Origin of the sequence: Kribbella sp. C-35, from assembly GCF_046549195.1 — a bacterium.
GTDB lineage: Bacteria > Actinomycetota > Actinomycetes > Propionibacteriales > Kribbellaceae > Kribbella.
This window is the reverse complement of record NZ_JAJPWG010000004.1, coordinates 390,839-408,640: the sequence shown is the minus strand read 5'-3', so window position 1 is coordinate 408,640 and position 17,802 is coordinate 390,839. Positions and strand designations below refer to the sequence as shown.

General features: G+C 68.7%; 17 protein-coding genes. 11 read left to right on the top strand and 6 right to left on the bottom strand.

Annotated elements, in window-relative coordinates; all coding sequences use genetic code 11:
- Nucleotides 1-102 precede the first annotated feature (102 nt).
- Genes ACLJOO_RS27795 through ACLJOO_RS27785 form a run of 3 tightly spaced genes read left to right on the top strand, consistent with a single transcriptional unit; the run spans nt 103 to nt 3,671 of the window.
- The gene (locus ACLJOO_RS27795; RefSeq protein WP_410790343.1) at nt 103-1,638 is read left to right on the top strand and encodes a sugar ABC transporter ATP-binding protein; all 1,536 of its coding nucleotides are present in this window, start codon (nt 103-105) and stop codon (nt 1,636-1,638) included.
- Complete coding sequence (locus tag ACLJOO_RS27790; protein ID WP_410790342.1) at nt 1,635-2,651, top strand: ABC transporter permease; 1,017 nt, start codon at nt 1,635-1,637, stop codon at nt 2,649-2,651. The genes ACLJOO_RS27795 and ACLJOO_RS27790 overlap by 4 nt, the downstream gene beginning before the upstream one ends.
- Nucleotides 2,652-2,663: 12 nt before the next feature.
- Nucleotides 2,664-3,671: a substrate-binding domain-containing protein gene (locus tag ACLJOO_RS27785; protein WP_410790341.1), complete on the top strand. Its 1,008-nt coding sequence runs from the start codon at nt 2,664-2,666 to the stop codon at nt 3,669-3,671.
- Between the two features lie 77 nt (nt 3,672-3,748).
- On the opposite strand, the gene ACLJOO_RS27780 is transcribed toward ACLJOO_RS27785, so the two are convergent.
- A complete protein-coding gene (locus tag ACLJOO_RS27780; protein ID WP_410790340.1) occupies nt 3,749-4,738 on the bottom strand; it encodes a LacI family DNA-binding transcriptional regulator in 990 nt (329 codons plus the stop codon).
- Between the two features lie 118 nt (nt 4,739-4,856).
- Between ACLJOO_RS27780 and ACLJOO_RS27775 the strand changes: the two genes are divergently transcribed.
- From ACLJOO_RS27775 to ACLJOO_RS27765, 3 genes are read left to right on the top strand one after another with little or no spacing between them, the layout of a single operon-like run.
- Nucleotides 4,857-6,287 carry an NAD-dependent malic enzyme gene (locus ACLJOO_RS27775; RefSeq protein WP_410790339.1) on the top strand — a complete coding sequence of 477 codons (1,431 nt, stop codon included), beginning with the start codon at nt 4,857-4,859 and terminating at the stop codon, nt 6,285-6,287.
- Between the two features lie 8 nt (nt 6,288-6,295).
- Nucleotides 6,296-6,685 (top strand): VanZ family protein, encoded by a 390-nt coding sequence (locus ACLJOO_RS27770; RefSeq protein ID WP_410790338.1) that lies wholly within the window; start codon nt 6,296-6,298, stop codon nt 6,683-6,685.
- 7 nt (nt 6,686-6,692) lie between these two features.
- Nucleotides 6,693-7,250, top strand: a complete 558-nt coding sequence (locus tag ACLJOO_RS27765; protein WP_410790337.1) for a YqgE/AlgH family protein — start codon at nt 6,693-6,695, stop codon at nt 7,248-7,250.
- 18 nt (nt 7,251-7,268) lie between these two features.
- On the opposite strand, the gene ACLJOO_RS27760 is transcribed toward ACLJOO_RS27765, so the two are convergent.
- The gene (locus ACLJOO_RS27760; RefSeq protein WP_410790336.1) at nt 7,269-7,541 is read right to left on the bottom strand and encodes a DUF3039 domain-containing protein; all 273 of its coding nucleotides are present in this window, start codon (nt 7,539-7,541) and stop codon (nt 7,269-7,271) included.
- A 76-nt stretch (nt 7,542-7,617) separates the two neighbouring features.
- On the opposite strand from ACLJOO_RS27760, the gene ACLJOO_RS27755 reads away from it, so the two are divergent.
- The 3 genes from ACLJOO_RS27755 to ACLJOO_RS27745 all read left to right on the top strand — a co-directional run bounded on the left by ACLJOO_RS27755 (nt 7,618) and on the right by ACLJOO_RS27745 (nt 13,121).
- Nucleotides 7,618-7,764 (top strand): hypothetical protein, encoded by a 147-nt coding sequence (locus ACLJOO_RS27755; protein WP_410790335.1) that lies wholly within the window; start codon nt 7,618-7,620, stop codon nt 7,762-7,764.
- A 58-nt stretch (nt 7,765-7,822) separates the two neighbouring features.
- Nucleotides 7,823-9,610, top strand: a complete 1,788-nt coding sequence (locus tag ACLJOO_RS27750; RefSeq protein WP_410790334.1) for a DEAD/DEAH box helicase — start codon at nt 7,823-7,825, stop codon at nt 9,608-9,610.
- A gap of 181 nt (nt 9,611-9,791) precedes the next feature.
- Nucleotides 9,792-13,121, top strand: coding sequence for a CARDB domain-containing protein (locus ACLJOO_RS27745; RefSeq protein WP_410790333.1), 3,330 nt, complete (start codon nt 9,792-9,794; stop codon nt 13,119-13,121).
- A gap of 68 nt (nt 13,122-13,189) precedes the next feature.
- Here the strand turns inward: ACLJOO_RS27745 and ACLJOO_RS27740 are convergent, their stop codons facing one another.
- Together ACLJOO_RS27740 and ACLJOO_RS27735 are read right to left on the bottom strand one after the other, a co-directional pair.
- Nucleotides 13,190-13,945, bottom strand: a complete 756-nt coding sequence (locus tag ACLJOO_RS27740; RefSeq protein ID WP_410790332.1) for a family 16 glycosylhydrolase — start codon at nt 13,943-13,945, stop codon at nt 13,190-13,192.
- A gap of 47 nt (nt 13,946-13,992) precedes the next feature.
- Entirely contained in the window at nt 13,993-14,835 is an 843-nt protein-coding gene (locus tag ACLJOO_RS27735) for a helix-turn-helix transcriptional regulator (protein WP_410790331.1), read from the bottom strand.
- Nucleotides 14,836-14,936: 101 nt separating this feature from the next.
- Here ACLJOO_RS27735 and ACLJOO_RS27730 point away from each other — a divergent pair, with 101 nt between their 5' ends.
- Nucleotides 14,937-15,665 (top strand): SDR family oxidoreductase, encoded by a 729-nt coding sequence (locus ACLJOO_RS27730; RefSeq protein WP_410790330.1) that lies wholly within the window; start codon nt 14,937-14,939, stop codon nt 15,663-15,665.
- A gap of 3 nt (nt 15,666-15,668) precedes the next feature.
- On the opposite strand, the gene ACLJOO_RS27725 is transcribed toward ACLJOO_RS27730, so the two are convergent.
- On the bottom strand, nt 15,669-16,217 hold the full coding sequence (locus ACLJOO_RS27725; protein WP_410790329.1) for an NUDIX hydrolase family protein: 549 nt from the start codon (nt 16,215-16,217) through the stop codon (nt 15,669-15,671).
- Nucleotides 16,218-16,275: 58 nt separating this feature from the next.
- Nucleotides 16,276-16,917 carry a helix-turn-helix domain-containing protein gene (locus ACLJOO_RS27720; RefSeq protein WP_410790328.1) on the bottom strand — a complete coding sequence of 214 codons (642 nt, stop codon included), beginning with the start codon at nt 16,915-16,917 and terminating at the stop codon, nt 16,276-16,278.
- A gap of 120 nt (nt 16,918-17,037) precedes the next feature.
- On the opposite strand from ACLJOO_RS27720, the gene ACLJOO_RS27715 reads away from it, so the two are divergent.
- Nucleotides 17,038-17,799, top strand: a complete 762-nt coding sequence (locus ACLJOO_RS27715; RefSeq protein WP_410790327.1) for a phytanoyl-CoA dioxygenase family protein — start codon at nt 17,038-17,040, stop codon at nt 17,797-17,799.
- The last annotated feature ends 3 nt before the right edge of the window (nt 17,800-17,802 follow it).

The following is a 17,802-nucleotide window of genomic DNA, read 5'->3' as shown; positions in this document are numbered from 1 at the left end:
ACCTTTCCAGCGAGATGGAAAGGCGGGTGAGGGGTTGACGGCCTGGAGGGGTGCGGTCTAGCGTCCGGGAAATCGATTACTCGCCCGAATCGCGGAGGTGTCATGCCTGACCTCGTGAGGATGGCTGCGATCGGGAAGCGGTACGGCGGGGTGCAGGCGTGTCACGAGGTGGACTTCGTGCTCGGCGCCGGGGAGGTGCACGCCCTGCTCGGCGAGAACGGCGCCGGGAAGAGCACGCTGATGAAGATCCTTTCCGGCGACGTCACCGAGTACGCGGGCAGCATCGCGATCAACGACGCGCCGGTGCGGTTCAGCGGCCCGACCGACGCACAGGCCGCGGGAATCGCGATGATCCATCAGGAACTCGACCTGGTCCCGGGTCTGTCGGTCGCCGACAACATCTTTCTCGGCCGCGAACTCCGTACGACGGTGCGCACGGTCGACCGCCGCCGGATGGAACGCGAGGCCCGCGAGCTCCTCGACCGCAGCGGCGTCAGCCTCGACCCGCGCCGCCCGGTCGGCGAGCTCCGCGTCGGCGAGCAGCAGCTCGTCACGATCGCGAAGGCGATCTCGCTCGACGCCCGGGTCCTGATCATGGACGAGCCGACGTCCGCGCTCACCAGTTCCGAGGTCGAGCGGCTCTTCGACGTGATCCGCGAGCTCCGGAACAGCGGCGTCGGCATCGTCTACATCTCGCACCGGATGGAGGAGATCGCCGAGGTCGCCGACCGCGCGACCGTTCTCCGTAACGGCAAGATCGTCACCAGCTTCGACCCGCGCAAACTCAGTACGGCGGAAGTCGTCGAGGCGATGGTCGGCCGCCCGGTGCAAACCATGTTCACGACGCCCGACTCCGATACCGGCGACGAACTGCTGCGCGTCGACAACCTGAGGCTGAAGGCCCGCCGCCCACGCCCCGGCCGCCGCGACCCCGACGGCATCTCGCTGACCGTCCGCTCCGGCGAGATCGTCGGCCTCGCCGGCTTGCTCGGCGCGGGCCGCACCGAACTCCTGGAGACCCTGTACGGCGTCGCGCCCGGCGGCACCCGCAGCGGCCGGATTGTCCTGCAGGGCAAGGCGATCCAGCCACGCGGACCACGTCAGGCGCTTGCCCAGGGCATCGGGTTCGTCCCCGAGGACCGGCGCGCGTCGGGGCTCGTGCTCTTCCACTCGATCCTCGCCAACACGGTCGTCTCGAGTCTCCCGTCGTACGGCCGGCTCGGGGTGATCGCGCGCCGTCTCGAGCGGGCGGCCTCGGTGCAGATGGCGGATCGGTTGCGGTTGAAGTTCGGTCGCCTGCAGGACGAGGTGGGCACGTTGTCCGGCGGGAACCAGCAGAAGGTCGTGTTCGGCCGGATGCTGCTCACCGAGCCTCGATTGCTCTTGCTGGACGAGCCCACGCGCGGTGTCGACGTCGGCGCGAAGGCCGAGATCTACCGGTTGCTCGGTGAACTCGCGGCGCAGGGTCTCGGCGTCCTGCTGGCGTCGTCCGAGCTTCCCGAACTCGTGGGGGTCTGCGACCGCGTCGTCGTACTGCGGGACGGGCGCGACGTCGCCTCGTTCAGTACGGCGGACTCGGGCGAAGGGGATCTGCTCGCAGCCGCGATGGGACAGGGCGAAGTCGGAGGAGCGCAATGACCGACGTACAGGACAGGGTGGCGCCGACGGAGAAGGTATCTGTGGCGGCGACGCTGTTCCGGTTCCAGAGCGTGTTCGGGCTGATCGCGGTGTTCGTCGCGGCGATCATCTTCTCGCCGCGCAAGAACGGCGAGATCCTCTTCGTCAGCGCGGACAACCTGGCGAACGTGGTCCGCGCGGTGTCCGAGATCGGGATCATCGCGGTCGGTATGACGTTCGTGATCCTGATCGGCGGGATCGACCTCTCGGTCGGCGCAGTGCTCGGGCTCGCCGCGGTCGGGTCCGCGGTCCTGATGGTCGAGAACGACTGGGGCTTCCTGCCGTCGGTCGTGCTAGTGCTCGCGATCGGCCTGGTCTTCGGTGCTCTGCAGGGCGTCGCGACCGCGATGATCGGGATCCAGTCGTTCATCGTCACGCTCGCGGGCCTGCAGATAGCGCGCGGCCTGGCCCGGATCTGGTCCGGCGGCCAGGGCGTCGCGATCGCGTACGGCGACGGTCCGAAGGAGGCGCCGACCTCGTTCGCGCTGCTCGGCGAACGTACGTTCGGCGGCCTCGTGCCGATCCCGGTGATCATCTTCGCGGTGGTCGCGATCGCCGCGGTCGTGTTCCTCCGGGTCAGCGCGTTCTCCCGGCACCTGTACGCCGTCGGCGGCAACGAGAAGGCCGCGCGGTTGTCCGGCGTACCCGTGGTCCGGGTCAAGATCGCGGTGTTCGCGATCTGCGGGCTGCTCGCGTCGCTGGCCGGCATCGTGCACGCCGTCCAGCTCAACCAGGGCAGCCCGAACGACGGCATCGGCTACGAGCTGGACGCGATCGCCGCGGTGGTGATCGGCGGCACCAGCCTGGCGGGCGGCCGTGGTTCGGTGGCCGGGACGGTGGCGGGTGCGCTGCTGCTCGGCGTACTGAACAACATCCTTGCCCTGAACAACATCGACTCCAACATCCAGCTCCTGATCAAGGGACTGGTGATCGTTGCCGCCGCCGCGCTGCAGCGACTCCGCCCCACCTCGTAAGGAAGGCTCGTCATGCGTTCTGTGAGAATCCCGTTGGCCGCAGCAGCCGTTGCAGCCCTCGTCCTGGCCGGCTGTGGGACCACCAACGAACGGGCCTCGGGCGGCGCGTCGCCTGGGGCGTCCAAGTCCTGCAAAGGGGCCGACGGCAAGTACACGATCGGGATGAGCCAGGCGAACGTCGCCGAGCCGTACCGGCAGCGGATGGACGACGACATCAAGGCGGCGGCCAAGGACGTGCCGCAGTTCGACGTGAAGTTCGCGGACGCGGCGCAGGACAACGCCAAGCAGGTCGCGGACGTGGAGAACTACATCACCCAGCAGATCGACCTGCTGATCATCAGCCCGAACGAGGCGAAGCCGCTCACCGCGGTGGTGAAGAAGGCCTACGACAAGGGCATCCCGGTGATCGTGCTGGACCGGAAGGTCGAGGGCGACGCGTACACCGGCTTCATCGGCGGCGACAACGTGCAGATCGGGCGCGAGGCCGGGAAGTACATCGCCGAGAAGCTGCTGCCGCAGGGCGGGAACGTGGTCGAGCTCAAGGGGCTGGCCGGCGCGACGCCGCAGGCCGAGCGGCACGAGGGATTCGTCGAGGGGATCAAGGGCAACCCGAAGGTCAAGGTGATCGCGAGCGCGAGCGGTGACTGGCTGCGGGAGAAGGGGCAGTCGCAGATGGACGCCCTGCTGAAGGCGAACCCGAAGATCGACGTCGTCTACTCGCACAACGACCCGATGGCCGAGGGCGCGTACCTGGCCGCGAAGGCGGTCGGCCGCGAGAAGGAGATGAAGTTCACCGGTATCGACGCGCTGCCGATCCCGTCCGGCGGTATCAAGGCCGTCGAGCAGGGCCGCCTGTCCGCCACGTTCACGTACCCGACGAACGGCAAGGAAGCGATCGCCGCCGCGAAGAAGATCCTGGTCGACTGCGGCACCATCGAGAAGACGCAGACGCTCCCCACGCGGCTCATCGACGCGTCCAACGCGGCCAAGATCTACGCCGAGGAGAACCCGACTGGGTGACCGCCACGCAGGCAGAACCTCCCCAAACGGGGCTTTGGAGGCCTTTGGAGCCGGTTCTGCCTGCGTGGCGGTTCGGGTCAGCGGCGGGAGCTGGCGCGCTCGATCAGGCGGGCGCCCAGGGTCGTCGCCGTCGGCGGGCGGGTGGCGTCGGCGATGCGTGCGAGGAGGAGGCGGGCGGCGGCGGCACCGATCTCGTACGCCGGTTGCGCGACGACGGACAGCGGCGGGTCGACGAGCGCGGCCCACGGCGCATCGTCGAACGTGACGAGGCCGACGTCCCGCCCGGCGCGCACACCGCGCTCCTGCAACGCCTGCAGCACACCGACCGCCATCGCGCTGTTCGCGATCAGCAGGGCGTCCGGTGGTTCGGGCTGGGCGAGCAGGTCGAGAGCAGCGCGGTGGGCGCCGGCGGCCTTGTACTCGGTCCGCCTGACGAGCTTCGGCGTACGGCGACGCGCCGCCTTGAGGGCGTCGCGGTACCCGGCGAGACGGTCGTCGGCGGTGCGGACGCCGGCCGGACCGGTGATGCAGCCGATCCGTTCGTAGCCTTGGGCAACCAAATGTGCGGTCGCCTCGCGGGCGGCGAGCCGGGTGTCGACCAGGACGACGTCGCTGTCCTGCCCGGGCAGCGGCCGGTCCACCGCGACGTACGCCGTACCCCGCGACGCCAGTTTCGCGACCGTGGATGTCGGGCCGCTCGGGGACAGGATGACGCCCGCGACCCGTTCCTGGATGGCGATGTCGAGGTAGCGGTTCTCCTTCTCCACGCTCTCGTCGGAGTTGCAGAGCACGACGGAGTACCCGACCTCGTGTGCGACGTCCTCGACCCCGCGCGCGATCGCGGTGAAGAACGGGTTCTCCACGTCCGAGATGATCAGCGCCACCACCGCGGCCTCCTGGCGGCGCAGGTTCCGCGCCGGGCCGTTCGGCTGGTACCCGAGCTCGTCGGCCGCCTTCCGCACCCGCGCGGCGAGGTCCGGGTCGACCGTCGGCTTCCCGTTCAGCGCCCGCGACACGGTCGCCGTCGACACCCCGGCGCGCGCGGCCACGTCACTGACAGTCGGCACTCTGGCTCCCTTCCTGACGGAACGGTAACCGGTCGAGTAATGGATTACCCAGACCTCTGCCATGCACTTTACGTACGTAACCCCCGGGCCTTACCAGTGACATGAGAGGATCACCCGCGTGACTGCCTTGCCGAGTGTTTCGTACTCCATCACCGTTCGCCTCGAGGTGCCTGCGGGCGGCTCGACGGTGAGCAAGCTGACGACCGCGGTCGAGCAGGCCGGCGGTCTGGTCACCGCGCTCGACGTGACCGCGTCCGGCCACGAGCGGCTGCGGATCGACGTCACCTGCGCCGCGGCCGACACCGAGCACGCCGGCCGCCTGGTCGAGGCGATGCGCGCCGTACCGGGCGTCGAGATCGGCCGGGTCTCGGACCGGACCTTCCTGATGCACCTCGGCGGCAAGATCTCGATGGAGGCCAAGCACCCGATCCGCAACCGTGACGACCTGTCGATGATCTACACGCCGGGTGTCGCGCGGGTCTGCCTGGCGATCGCGGCCAACCCGGACGACGCGCGCCGGCTGACGATCAAGCGCAACAGCGTGGCGGTCGTCACCGACGGTTCCGCCGTACTCGGTCTCGGCAACATCGGCCCGAAGGCCGCGCTGCCGGTGATGGAGGGCAAGGCCGCGCTGTTCAAGCGCTTCGCCGGGATCGACGCCTGGCCGTTGTGCCTGGACACCCAGGACCCGGACGAGATCGTCAAGATCGTGAAGGCGATCGCGCCGGGCTTCGCCGGTATCAACCTGGAGGACATCTCCGCGCCGCGCTGCTTCGAGATCGAGGCCCGGCTGCGCGAGGAGCTCGACATCCCGGTCTTCCACGACGACCAGCACGGTACGGCGGTGGTCGTGCTGGCGGCGCTCTTCAACGCGCTGCGGGTGGTCGGCAAGGACATCAGCGAGATCCGCGTGGTGCTGTCCGGCGCGGGTGCGGCCGGTACGGCGATCCTGAAGCTGCTGCTCAAGGCCGGCGTGAAGGACACGATCGTCGCCGACATCGCCGGCGTCATCCACACCGAACGCGACGGGCTGTCGCCGGAGCTGCGGTGGATCGCGGAGAACACCAACGCGGCGAAGTACAGCGGCGACCTGAAGGGTGCGCTGAGCGGGGCGGACGTGTTCATCGGCGTCTCCGCGCCGAACATCCTGAACGGCGCCGACATCGCCACCATGAACAAGGACGCGATCGTCTTCGCGCTGGCCAACCCGGACCCGGAGGTCGACCCGGCCGCGGCGCATGAGCACGCGGCCGTGGTGGCGACCGGCCGCAGCGACTTCCCGAACCAGATCAACAACGTGCTGGTCTTCCCGGGGGTCTTCCGCGGTTTGCTCGACGCGCAGTCGTCGAAGGTGTCGATCGACATGGAGCTGGCCGCGGCGAAGGCCCTGGCCAGTGTCGTCACCGACGACGAGCTGAACGCGGACTACATCGTGCCGAGCGTCTTCCACCCGGAGGTGCACACGCGGGTCGCGCACGCGGTCCGTGACGCGGCCGGCGGCAAGGCTCCCGCGCACGAAAGCTTCCCGGACGACACCCCGGCCCTGTGACTGGCTCGGTGACTGACACGGTTTCGGTGGGCGCGGGTTCGCGGGTGCGGGTCTGGGCCTGGCGGATCGCCTTCGTCGCGGCGGTGGCGTTGCAGCTGTACGGCGTCTACGCGCCGCGCGAGGCGGGTCCGCACGTCGGGATCCCGCAGATCGACAAGGTCGCGCACTGCTTCCTGTTCGCGGCGGTCGCGTTCACCGGTCTCAAGGTCGGCGTACCGGCCCGCTGGTTGCTCGGGGCACTGGTCGCGAACGCGGTGGTCAGCGAACTGGTGCAGCACTGGCTGCTGCCGCAGCGCGACGGCGATCCTTTCGACGCGCTCGCCGACGTGGCCGGGGTCGCGCTCGGCGCCTGGCTGGCCAGGTACAGGCCGACCTGGGTGCCCCGTCGTACGCCATGATGGGGGTATGACGGTCTCGACCCTGACCGGTTCGCTGCTGGTGGCCACGCCGTTGCTGGACGAGCCGCCCTTCCGCCGGTCGGTGATCCTGCTGCTGGATCACGACGACGACGGCGCGCTCGGGGTGGTGGTGAACCGCGCCGCGGACCTGTCCGTGGGGCAGGTGCTGCCGAACTGGTCGTCCGCGGTCGACGATCCCGGGGTGCTGTTCATGGGCGGACCGGTCGGCACCGACAGCGCGCTCGCGGTCGCCGAGGTGGCCGAGGCCACCGACCCGCCCGGCTGGCGCGAGTGCTTCGGCCGGATCGGTCTGGTCGACCTCGACGTACCGCCGGTGCTGCTGGAGGGCGCGATCACCCGGATGCGGATCTTCGCCGGGTACGCCGGCTGGTCCAGCGGCCAGCTCGAGGGCGAGATCGCCGAGGGCGCCTGGTACGTCGTCGAGTCGGTGCCGGAGGACGTGTTCGGCCACGACCCGGACACCCTGTGGCGCCGGGTCCTGCGCCGCCAGAAGGACCAGATGGCGTACCTGGCGACGTACCCGGACGACCCGACCCAGAACTAGGCCAGAACGCGCGGCGGGCTACTCGTCCCCGCCCTCGCCGTCGTCACCTGGGTTCAGCGAGTCCCAGATCTCTTTGCACTCCGGGCAGACCGGGAACCGCTGCGGGTCGCGACTCGGCACCCACACCTTGCCGCACAGCGCGACCACCGGCGTGCCCATCACCATCGCCTCGGTCAACTTCTCCTTCGGCACGTAGTGCGAGAACCGCTCGTGATCGCCCGGCTCTGCCGGCGACGTGTTGGTCCGCTCGTCGACAACCGTCTCCGCACCGGGGGTCAGCTGAGTACTCATACCCCCGAGTGTAAGACGTGCCACCAGCCGATCCGGAACTTTTCCACAGCCCGGGGATTCCAGCCAGGCGTACTGGGTGGTGGATCCCGACACGCCGAGTTTGATTGCTTGGGAGTTGCGGGACGGGGCATATGTGCAGGTCGCGAAGGTCACGGGCGAGGAATCGGCGCGGTTGACGAGTCCGTACGACGTGACCGTGATGCCGGCGGATCTGATCTCGTAACAGATCTCGGGTAACCTTCCTGCCCGGCACACTGTCGACTTCGGGGGAGTAGCTGTCTGTGGATTCGCACGTGCCGGCCAACCCTGCGGTCCTGCCACCGGCCTATCCGGACCGGGCCGCGTGGGGTACCGCGAGCAAGCTGCGAGCCTGGCAGGCCGAGGCGCTCGAGCTCTATCTCGACAGCAACCCGCGGGACTTCCTCGCGGTGGCGACACCGGGCGCCGGTAAGACGACGTTCGCGCTGACCGTGGCGGCCGAGCTGCTGCACCGGCGGCAGATCGAGCGGATCACCGTGGTCACGCCGACCGAGCACCTCAAGGTCCAGTGGGCCGAGGCGGCCGACAAGGCGGGGATCGCGATCGACCCCGCGTTCGCCGGGCGGCGCGGGAAGACGAACAAGGACTACCAGGGCGTCGCGGTGACGTACGCCGGGATCGCGGTGAACCCGCTGGCGTTCCGGGTCCGGACCGAGCGATTCAAGACCTTGGTCATCCTGGACGAGGTGCACCACGGCGGTGACGCGCTCAGCTGGGGTGAGGGTGTCCGTGAGGCGTTCGAGCCCGCGGCCCGCCGCCTGTGCCTGACCGGTACGCCGTTCCGCAGCGACGACAACCCGATCCCGTTCGTGACGTACGAAGAGGGCCACGACGGGGTCGCCCGGAGCAAGGCGGACTACACGTACGGGTACGGGCACGCGCTGCGCGACCATGTCGTCCGTCCGGTGATCTTCATGTCGTACTCGGGCGAGATGCGCTGGCGGACCAAGGCCGGTGACGAGGTCGCCGCGCGGCTGGGCGAGCCACTCACCAAGGATCTGACCGCGCAGGCGCTGCGGACCGCGCTGGACCCGGCGGGCGAGTGGATGGGCGCGGTGCTGGCGGCCGCGGACAAGCGGCTGACCGAGGTACGGCGGCACATGCCGGACGCCGGCGCGCTGGTGATCTCGGGTGACCAGAACACGGCCCGCGCGTACGCGAAGACGCTGCGCGAGCTCACCGGGGAGTCGCCGACCGTCGTGCTGTCGGACGAGAAGGCGGCGAGCAAGAAGATCCAGAAGTTCTCCGAGGACGAGTCCCGGTGGATGGTCGCCGTGCGGATGGTGTCGGAGGGCGTCGACGTACCGCGGCTGGCGGTCGGGGTCTACGCGACGCCGACGTCGACGCCGCTGTTCTTCGCGCAGGCGGTCGGGCGGTTCGTGCGGGCACGCAAGCGGGGTGAGACGGCGTCGGTGTTCGTGCCGTCGGTGACCCGGCTGCTCGGGTTCGCGGCCGAGATGGAGGTCGAGCGCGACCACGTCCTCGGCCGGAAGAACAGCAACGAGGACGGCGACATCTTCGCGCTCGAGGACGACCTGCTGAAGCAGGCGAACCAGACCGAGGGCGCGAGTGACGAGCTCGAGGGGAACTTCGAGGCGCTCGGGTCGGACGCGAGCTTCGACCGGGTGGTGTTCGACGGCGGTGACTACGGGACCGGCGGCGACAACGCGTCCGACGAGGAGCTGGACTTCCTCGGGTTGCCGGGCCTGCTGGAGCCGGATCAGGTGCGGGAGCTGCTGCACAAGCGTCAGCAGAAGTCGCTGGCGGCGCAGAAGAAATCCCAGCGGTCCACCGACCGTGAGGACCCCACGCCGACCGAGCTGGCCACCCACGAGCAGATCGGGCTCCTCCGCCGTGAGCTGAACGGTCTGGTCGCCGCCTGGCACCACCGCACCGGGCAGCCGCACGGCGTCATCCACAACGACCTCCGCCGCAAACTCGGCGGGCCGGCCGCCGCCCACGCCTCCTCGATCCAGCTGAAAGAGCGCATCGAACTGATCCGCGACTGGGCCACCCAACGCCGCGCCTGAACCTTCTCAGCTCACGCCCCGTCCTGGACCTTCAGGGCGGGGTGTTTCTGTGGGTGGTGAGGTGTTGACGTGCTGCGACGGGTACTGCAAGCTTCGGATACCCGCGCTGCAAGAAACTGTCAGAGTCACGCAATTTCCGTAGCGCTGGAACCTCCCACCGCCCCCGATGGAGGACCACCCGATGCATCGGAAGAATCTTCTGCGGCTCATGCTGGCCGCCCTGCTCATCGCCGCCGGCCTGCTGACCGCCCCGACCGCGATGGCCGCCGACCTCACCAAGACGCTGACCGCCAGCAGCTCACTCGGCGAGTACCCGAGTGGCAACGCCGCCGACGGCAACGCGAACACCTACTGGGAGAGCAGCAACAACGCCTTCCCGCAGTGGCTCCAGGCGGACCTGGGCGCCACCAAGGACGTCAACCAGGTGACGCTCAAACTCCCGTCCTCCTGGGGCGCGCGAACCCAAACCATCACGGTCCAGGGCAGCGCGAACGGCTCGGCGTTCACCACGATCGTCAGCAGCACGGCGTACAACTTCAGCGGCACCAACGTCGTCACGATCGACTTCACCAACACCTCGGTGCGCTACGTCCGGCTGACGTTCACCGCGAACACCGGCTGGCCGGCCGCGCAACTGTCGGAGTTCGCACTGGCCGGGCCTGGTGGCGGGCCGGTCGAACCTCCGACCGGCACCGATCTGGCCTCCGGCAAGCCGATCGACGCGTCCAGCTCGGTCTTCGGTTTCGTCGCGTCCAACGCCAACGACGGCAATGTCGGCACCTACTGGGAGTCGAACGGTTTCCCATCGACCCTGACCGTCAAGCTCGGCTCGAACGCGGATGTCAGTTCGGTCGTGGTCAAGCTCAACCCCGATCCGGCCTGGGGCGCACGCACGCAGAGCATCGAAGTCCTCGGCCGTGAACAGTCCGCGACCACCTTCACCTCCGCGGTCGCCCGGGCCGACTACCAGTTCGCCCCGGCGAGCCAGAACACCGTCACCATCCCGGTCACCGGCCGGTACGCCGACCTTCGCCTGCAGGTCTTCAGCAACAGCGGCGCGCCCGGCGGTCAGGTCGCCGAGCTCCAGGTCTTCGGTACGGCGGCGCCCAACCCCGACCTCGTGGTGACGACCGTCGACTGGTCGCCCGCCAACCCGTCCGAGTCGACGCCGATCACCCTCTCCGCGACCGTCAAGAACAACGGCTCCGCGGCCGCCCCGGCCAGCAGCCTCAACTTCCTGCTCAACGGCAGCACAGCCGGCACCGTGAACGTCGGTGCTCTCGCCGCCGGTGCCTCCACCACCGTCACCGCCAACGCCGGAACCCGTGCCCAAGGCAACTACACTGTCGCCGCGGTCGCCGACCCGGCCAATGCGGTCGTCGAGCAGAGCGACACCAACAACACGCTCCAGGCATCGACCCAGCTGGCCATCGCCCAAGCGCCAGGCCCTGACCTCCAGGTCACCGGCATCACCACCAACCCGGCCAACCCGGCGCCCGGTACTCAGGTCTCCTTCACGGTCGCCGTCAACAACCGCGGTACGTCGCCCTCCGCCACCAGCACCACCAAGCTGGTGGTCGGTACCACCACGCTCAACGGCAGCACCGCGTCGATCGCCGCCGGCGCCACCGCCAACGTCGCGATCAGCGGCACCTGGACGGCGACCAACGGCGGCGCAACCGTCACCGCCACGGCGGATGCGGCCAACACCGTTGACGAGACCAACGAAACGAACAACACCTTCACCAAGTCGATGGTGGTAGGCCGCGGCGCCGACGTACCGTACACGTCGTACGAGGCCGAAGCCGGCGACTACAGCGGGACCCTGCTGACCGCCGACGCGACGCGGACCTTCGGGCACACGAACTTCGCCACCGAGTCGTCCGGCCGTTCGTCGGTCCGGCTGAACTCGAGCGGTCAGTACGTCGAGTTCACCTCGACCGTGCCGACCAACTCGGTCGTGGTCCGCAACTCGATCCCGGACTCCGCCGACGGACAGGGGCTCCAGGCAACGATCAGCCTGTACGTCAACGGCACCTTCAAGCAGAAGCTGACGCTGTCATCCCACAACAGCTGGCTCTACGGCAACAGCGACGGACCTGAGGCACTCACCAACACGCCCGGCGGTGACGCCCGCAGGCTCTTCGACGAGTCACATGCCCTGCTTGGTCAGTCGTACCCGTCCGGTACCAAGTTCCGCCTGCAGCGGGACTCCGGCGACACGGCGTCGTACTACATCATCGATCTGGTCGATCTCGAGCAGGTCGCGCCGGCGCTGTCCCAGCCGGCCGGGTGTACGTCGATCACGCAGTACGGCGCGGTGCCGAACGACGGGATCGACGACGCGGACGCGATCCAGCGGGCCGTGACGGACGACCAGAACGGCGTGATCAGCTGTGTCTGGATCCCGGATGGGCAGTGGCGGCAGGAGAAGAAGATCCTCACCGACGACCCGCTGAACCGCGGGCAGTACAACCAGGTCGGGATCAGCAACGCCGTCATCCGCGGCGCCGGGATGTGGTACTCGCAGCTGTACTCGACGATCGAGCCGCAGAACGCGGGCGGTATCAACCATCCGCACGAGGGGAACTTCGGGTTCGACATCGACAAGAACGTGCAGCTGTCCGACATCGCGATCTTCGGCTCCGGCCGGATCCGCGGCGGTGACGGGAACGCCGAGGGCGGGGTCGGGCTGAACGGCCGGTTCGGTACCGGTACGAAGATCACCAACGTCTGGATCGAGCACTCGAACGTCGGGGTCTGGGTCGGCCGCGACTACGACAACATCCCCGAGCTGTGGGGTCCGGCCGACGGGCTCGAGTTCAGCGGGATGCGGATCCGGGACACGTACGCCGACGGCATCAACTTCTCCAACGGGACGCGGAACTCGAAGGTGTTCAACTCGTCCTTCCGGACCACCGGCGACGACGCGCTCGCGGTCTGGGCGAACAAGTACGTCAAGGATCAGGCGGTGGACGTCGGCCACGACAACACGTTCACCAACAACACGGTCCAGCTGCCCTGGCGGGCGAACGGGATCGCGATCTACGGCGGCTACGGCAACAAGATCGAGAACAACCTGGTCTACGACACGATGAACTACCCCGGCATCATGCTCGCCACCGACCACGACCCGCTGCCGTTCTCCGGTACGACGCTGATCGCGAACAACGCGCTCTACCGCTGCGGCGGGGTGTTCTGGAACGAGGACCAGGAGTTCGGCGCGATCACGCTGTTCCCGTCGAACCTCCCGATCCCCGGCGTCACCATCCGGGACACCGAGATCTACGACTCGACGTACGACGGGATCCAGTTCAAGACCGGCGGCGGCGAGATGCCGAACGTTGCCCTGACCAACCTCCGCATCGACAAGTCCAACAACGGCTCCGGCATCCTCGCGATGGGCGGCGCCCGCGGCAACGCCACCCTCTCGAACGTCACCATCACCAACTCCCGAGACGGCGACATCCTCAAGGAACCCGGCAGCACCTTCACCTTCACCGGGCAGTAATCCGTACGAGCCCTGACCGGTGTCCCCCCGAGGCCCCGCACCCCGCCCGAGGTGCGGGGCCTCAGCCTTTATGGGCGGTAGACGCGGACGTAGTCGATCTGCATCGACTCGGAGGTGACGGTGGGTGGGATCTTCGCGTAGACGAAGAGGTCGAGGATGAGGGCGTCGCCGGTGCCGGCATACGGGCCCTGGCGGCAGATTTCCTTGCCGTCGAGGTACCAGACGGTTTCGTCGGGGCCCAGCTGCTGGGCGATCGTGTGCCAGTCGGTGGTGAGGTCAGTGGGTGACTGGTAGGTGCAGCCGCCGCCGGGGGACTGGTGGTTGGTCAGGTACAGCGCGGTGTGGTTGTCGCTGTAGAACTCGTAGGTGTCCTGCTCGTTGGAGCCGTTGCCGTTCCAGGTCCAGGTGGACGGCCAGAAACCCTTGGCGGACGGGAGTGTCAGCCGCGTCTCGATGTAATCGCCCGGGTGTACGGCGAACGACTGCGACGGCTCGTGTCCGCAGGCCTGGCCGGTCGTGATCAGGGCGCCGGACCACTCGTACCCCGGCGCCGGGTTGTTCTTCTTCGCCGTCATCGTCAGCGTGCCGTCGTGCACCGACAGCGCGTCCCACGTGTGCCACTCGAGTTGCTGGTTGCCCTTGTTGCCCAGGCACTGGTCGGCTTCCGCGTTCGAGTGGATCGCCCACTTCGTCCGGTCGATCGCCGTACCGTCGAACTCGTCCGCAAACACGACCTTCCCCGGAGCTGTGTCGTCGGCGTCCGCGGCTCGGAGCGGTACGACGAGCAGACCGAGCACGACCAGCGCAGTAAGTAACTTACGCATCAGGCAAGCCTCTCCGTCGGAAACCAACGGATCAAACAGTCGCTTGATCAGGGTCTGGTTGTCAACTCCTGCAGCCCGATCACGTCCAGCAGCCGGATCGCCTGCTCGGACGCCGATCCCGGCTCGGCCGTGTAGAGCACCACCCGCTGATCGCGCTCCGGCACCACGAGCACCTCGCAGATCACGTCGATCCGCCCGACCTGCGGGTGGAAGATCGTCTGGCACAACGTCTGCTGCCGCCCGACCTCGTGCCGCGCCCAGATCTCCGCGAACTCCGGACTGCCCGCCAGCAGGTCGTCGACGAGTTGGGCGAGGGCCGGATCGTTCGGGTATGTGCTGGTGGCCGCGCGCAGGTCGGCGGCCGCCTCGCGGGCGAACTCGCGCGTGGCCTGTTCGCCGAACAGCTCGTTCTGCCGATCGGTCAGGAACCGGAGGCGGAGCAAGTTCCGGTCCCGCGGTGGGAGCGCGGAGAAGTCCGTGATCAGCGCCGCGGCCAACGGATTCCAGGCGAGTACGTCGTACTTCGCGTCCAGGACCAGCCCCGGTACGTCGAGCCGCGCGAGCATCCGCAGTACGCCGGTCCGCACCTCCACCGGCGGACCGGGTGGCGGCCCGGGCTGCTCGCCCGCGAGCCGGAACAGGTGCCCGCGCTCGTCGTCCGACAACCGCAGCGCACGAGCGAGCCCGGTCAGGACCGGGCGGGACGGGCGTGGACCACGACCCTGCTCCAGGCGGGTGTAGTAGTCCGTCGACATGGTCGCGAGGCTCGCCACCTCTTCCCGGCGGAGCCCGGGCGTACGACGGCGCAGGCCGGCCGGGAGTCCTACGTCGGACGGCTGCAGCGCTTCCCGCCGTACCCGCAGGAACTCGGCCAGCCCGTCGCGATCCATGGTCCCAGGATCCCAGGCGTCCGCGAGCTCAGCCAGGGACCGCCGATCCCAGCCTCAGCCGACTCTGCCTGATTGCGCTCGACCACCAGAAGGTGGAGAGCATGAAGACGACGAAGATCGCGCTCGTCACGGGCGCCAACAAGGGCATCGGCAAGGAGATCGCACGGCAGCTCGGGCAGGCCGGGTTCACCGTGCTGGCCGGGTCGCGGGATGTGCACCGCGGCGAGCTGGCCGTGAAGGAACTGGTTGCCGAGGGCCTCGATGTGGTCGGGATCCAGCTGGAGGTGACGGACGCGGCGTCGGTGCGGGCGGCGGCTGAGCGGGTGATGGCGGAGTACGGGCGGCTCGACGTACTGGTCAACAACGCGGCGATCATCCCCGCGGGTGACGACGCGGTGTCGCGGATCGAGGCCGGCGTACTGCGGTCGGCGTTCGAGACCAATGTGCTCGGGCTGGTGGGTGTGACGCAGGGGTTTCTGCCGCTGCTCCGGAAGGCCGAGGCGGCGCGGATCGTGAACCTGTCGACGTCGCTGGCGTCGTTCGAGCAGGTCGGCGATCCGGCGTCGCGGATGTCGACCGTGCTGACACTCGGCTACAACGCGTCGAAGGCGGCGGTGAACATGGTGACGGTCATGCTCGCCAACGAACTGCGCGATACCGGGATCCTGGTGAACGGCGCCGACCCAGGCAACTGCGCAACGGACATGGGCGGATGGAGTGCGGCACGCACCCCCGCGCAGGGTGCAGCAGTAGCAGTCGGGCTCGCGACACTGGACCCGGACGGCCCGACCGGCCAGGTACACGCCGAGGAGGGCCGCCTGCCCTGGTGAACCTCAGACGATTGCTCCGGACCACGCCAGGGCCTGCTTGAGGAGGAGGCCGCGGCCGCCTTCCATGTCGTTGAGCAGGCTCGAGGACAGTGCCTCTTCGGGGGTCAGCCAGGTGAGTTCGAGCGCGTCCTGGCGCGGGTTGCATTCGCCGGTGACGGGGACGACGTACACGAGGGCGACCGCGTGCTGGCGCGGGTCGTGCAGCGGGGTCATGCCGGGGAACGGGAAGTACTCCGCGACGGTGACCGGGACCAGCGTGGCAGGGAGCCGCGGGAACGCGTTCGGGCCGAGGTCCTTCTCGATGTTGCGCTGCAGCGCGTCGCGGATCGACTCGTTGTGCAGTACGCGGCCGGAGACCAGCGTGCGGGTGATCTCGCCGGTCGCGGGGGAGGTTCGGAGCAGGACCCCGATGTGCTCGATCTGGCCGGAGGTGTCGACGCGCGCCGGAACGGCCTCGACGTACAGGATCGGTACCCGCGTCCGGGTCTCCGCGAGCGCGAACTCGGACAGCCAGCCGGGATTCGGGTCAGGCGTTTGCACAGACGACGTCATGAAGGACATCTTTGCTTACGGCGTGAAACCGGACATGCACTGGGAGGGGAGAAGGAGGCTACGGTCTGAAGGCGGACCTGTACTGGGAGGGGCTTAGTCCGAATGTCGAGCGGAATCTTCGGGTGGCGTGGCTCGGGTCGTGCCAGCCGACCATGGTTCCGATGGTGCTGACGGGTAGTTCGGTCTCGATCAGGAGGCCGGCGGCGCGCTCGGCGCGGATGCGGTTCAGGTAGGCCATGGGGGACAGGCCGACCGACTTGCCGAAGAGCCGGATCAGGTACCCGGGCGCGAGGTTGACGCGGGCCGCGAGCTGTTCGAGCGTCCAGGGCTCGGCCAGGTCAGCCTCCAGCAAACGCATCGCGTGCTGCACTGCCGGATGGGCCGGAGCTCCGAGAGTTCCGGGTACGAGGGCGCCGGACAGCAACCCGAACACATCCGGTCCGAGGTACGCGTTCCGCACCACGAGGTCTTCGCAGTCGACGTACCCGTGCCACTCGCCGGGCCGCAGTACGACGACCGAGTCCGGCGCCAGCGCGACCTCGCCGGCCGCCGACACGTGCGTGCCCCGCCCGGCCACCACGACCGCGATCTCGAAGAACGCGTGGCTGTGGGGCGCGACGTCCGCGACCACCTCGAGCCGCTCGCCGGCGACCGGCAACCGCGGGTCCGGGAACACCTCACTGCTCAAGACGTTGTGCACACCCAACCTCCAGGAGGTCAAGATCGGTCAAGTCCTGGTCAACCACCGCCTGTCCTCGGACCGAGGCAACCGCGACGCTGGAAACACCTTCCAGGCCACCGGAATCCGAGGAGAACCCCGATGACCACGACCGACCCTACGGCACCCGAGACCGTCGACGAAGAGATCATTTCCGCCTATCGCCGTGACGGCGTCGTCCGGATCCGGAACATCATCGGCCGCGACGAGGCGGCCCGGTTTGCGGCCGCCGCGACCGAGTGGACCGCGGGCGCCGACGACCTGTTCAAGGAGTCGAAGATCTTCAACCAGTACGTCAACGTCTGGCGGCAGAACGACGTACTGCGGGAGCTCACTCTGGACCCCCGGCTCGCCGCGGCGGCGACCGCGCTGGCCGGCGTACCGCTGCGGATCTGGCACGACCAGCTGCTGATCAAGCCACCGCACAACGGCGCGGCGACCGAGTTCCACCAGGACGCGCCGTACTGGCCGCACGCAAACTCCCGCGCTTCCCTCTCCGCGTGGATCGCGCTCGTCGACGTACCAGTGGAGCGTGGCTGCATGACCTTCATCCCGGGCTCGCAGGACCACCAGGACCTGCGCCGTCAGGACTTGTCGGACCGCAACGACCTCTTCCGCGCCGCGCCCGACCTGCGCTGGGGGGAGCGCCTGACGATCCCGTTGCAGGCCGGCGACTGCACCTTCCACAACGCCTACCTGGCGCACTCCGCGACGCCGAACTTCACCGACGACCCGCGGATCGCGCACGTCAACATCTACTTCGACGCCGAGGCGACGTACACCGGCGCCGGTCATGTGGTCACCGACGGCCTCGGGCTGACGGCCGGCGAACCCCTCGCTCACGAGCTTTTCCCGACTGTTTAATTT

Coding starts and splice junctions, on each gene's coding strand:
- ACLJOO_RS27795 (WP_410790343.1), top strand. CDS start 103: ATGCCTGACCTCGTGAGGATGGCTGCGATCGGGAAGCGGTACGGCGGG.
- ACLJOO_RS27790 (WP_410790342.1), top strand. CDS start 1,635: ATGACCGACGTACAGGACAGGGTGGCGCCGACGGAGAAGGTATCTGTG.
- ACLJOO_RS27785 (WP_410790341.1), top strand. CDS start 2,664: ATGCGTTCTGTGAGAATCCCGTTGGCCGCAGCAGCCGTTGCAGCCCTC.
- ACLJOO_RS27765 (WP_410790337.1), top strand. CDS start 6,693: ATGACGGTCTCGACCCTGACCGGTTCGCTGCTGGTGGCCACGCCGTTG.
- ACLJOO_RS27760 (WP_410790336.1), bottom strand. CDS start 7,541: ATGAGTACTCAGCTGACCCCCGGTGCGGAGACGGTTGTCGACGAGCGG.
- ACLJOO_RS27745 (WP_410790333.1), top strand. CDS start 9,792: ATGCATCGGAAGAATCTTCTGCGGCTCATGCTGGCCGCCCTGCTCATC.
- ACLJOO_RS27740 (WP_410790332.1), bottom strand. CDS start 13,945: ATGCGTAAGTTACTTACTGCGCTGGTCGTGCTCGGTCTGCTCGTCGTA.
- ACLJOO_RS27735 (WP_410790331.1), bottom strand. CDS start 14,835: ATGGATCGCGACGGGCTGGCCGAGTTCCTGCGGGTACGGCGGGAAGCG.
- ACLJOO_RS27730 (WP_410790330.1), top strand. CDS start 14,937: ATGAAGACGACGAAGATCGCGCTCGTCACGGGCGCCAACAAGGGCATC.
- ACLJOO_RS27725 (WP_410790329.1), bottom strand. CDS start 16,217: ATGACGTCGTCTGTGCAAACGCCTGACCCGAATCCCGGCTGGCTGTCC.
- ACLJOO_RS27715 (WP_410790327.1), top strand. CDS start 17,038: ATGACCACGACCGACCCTACGGCACCCGAGACCGTCGACGAAGAGATC.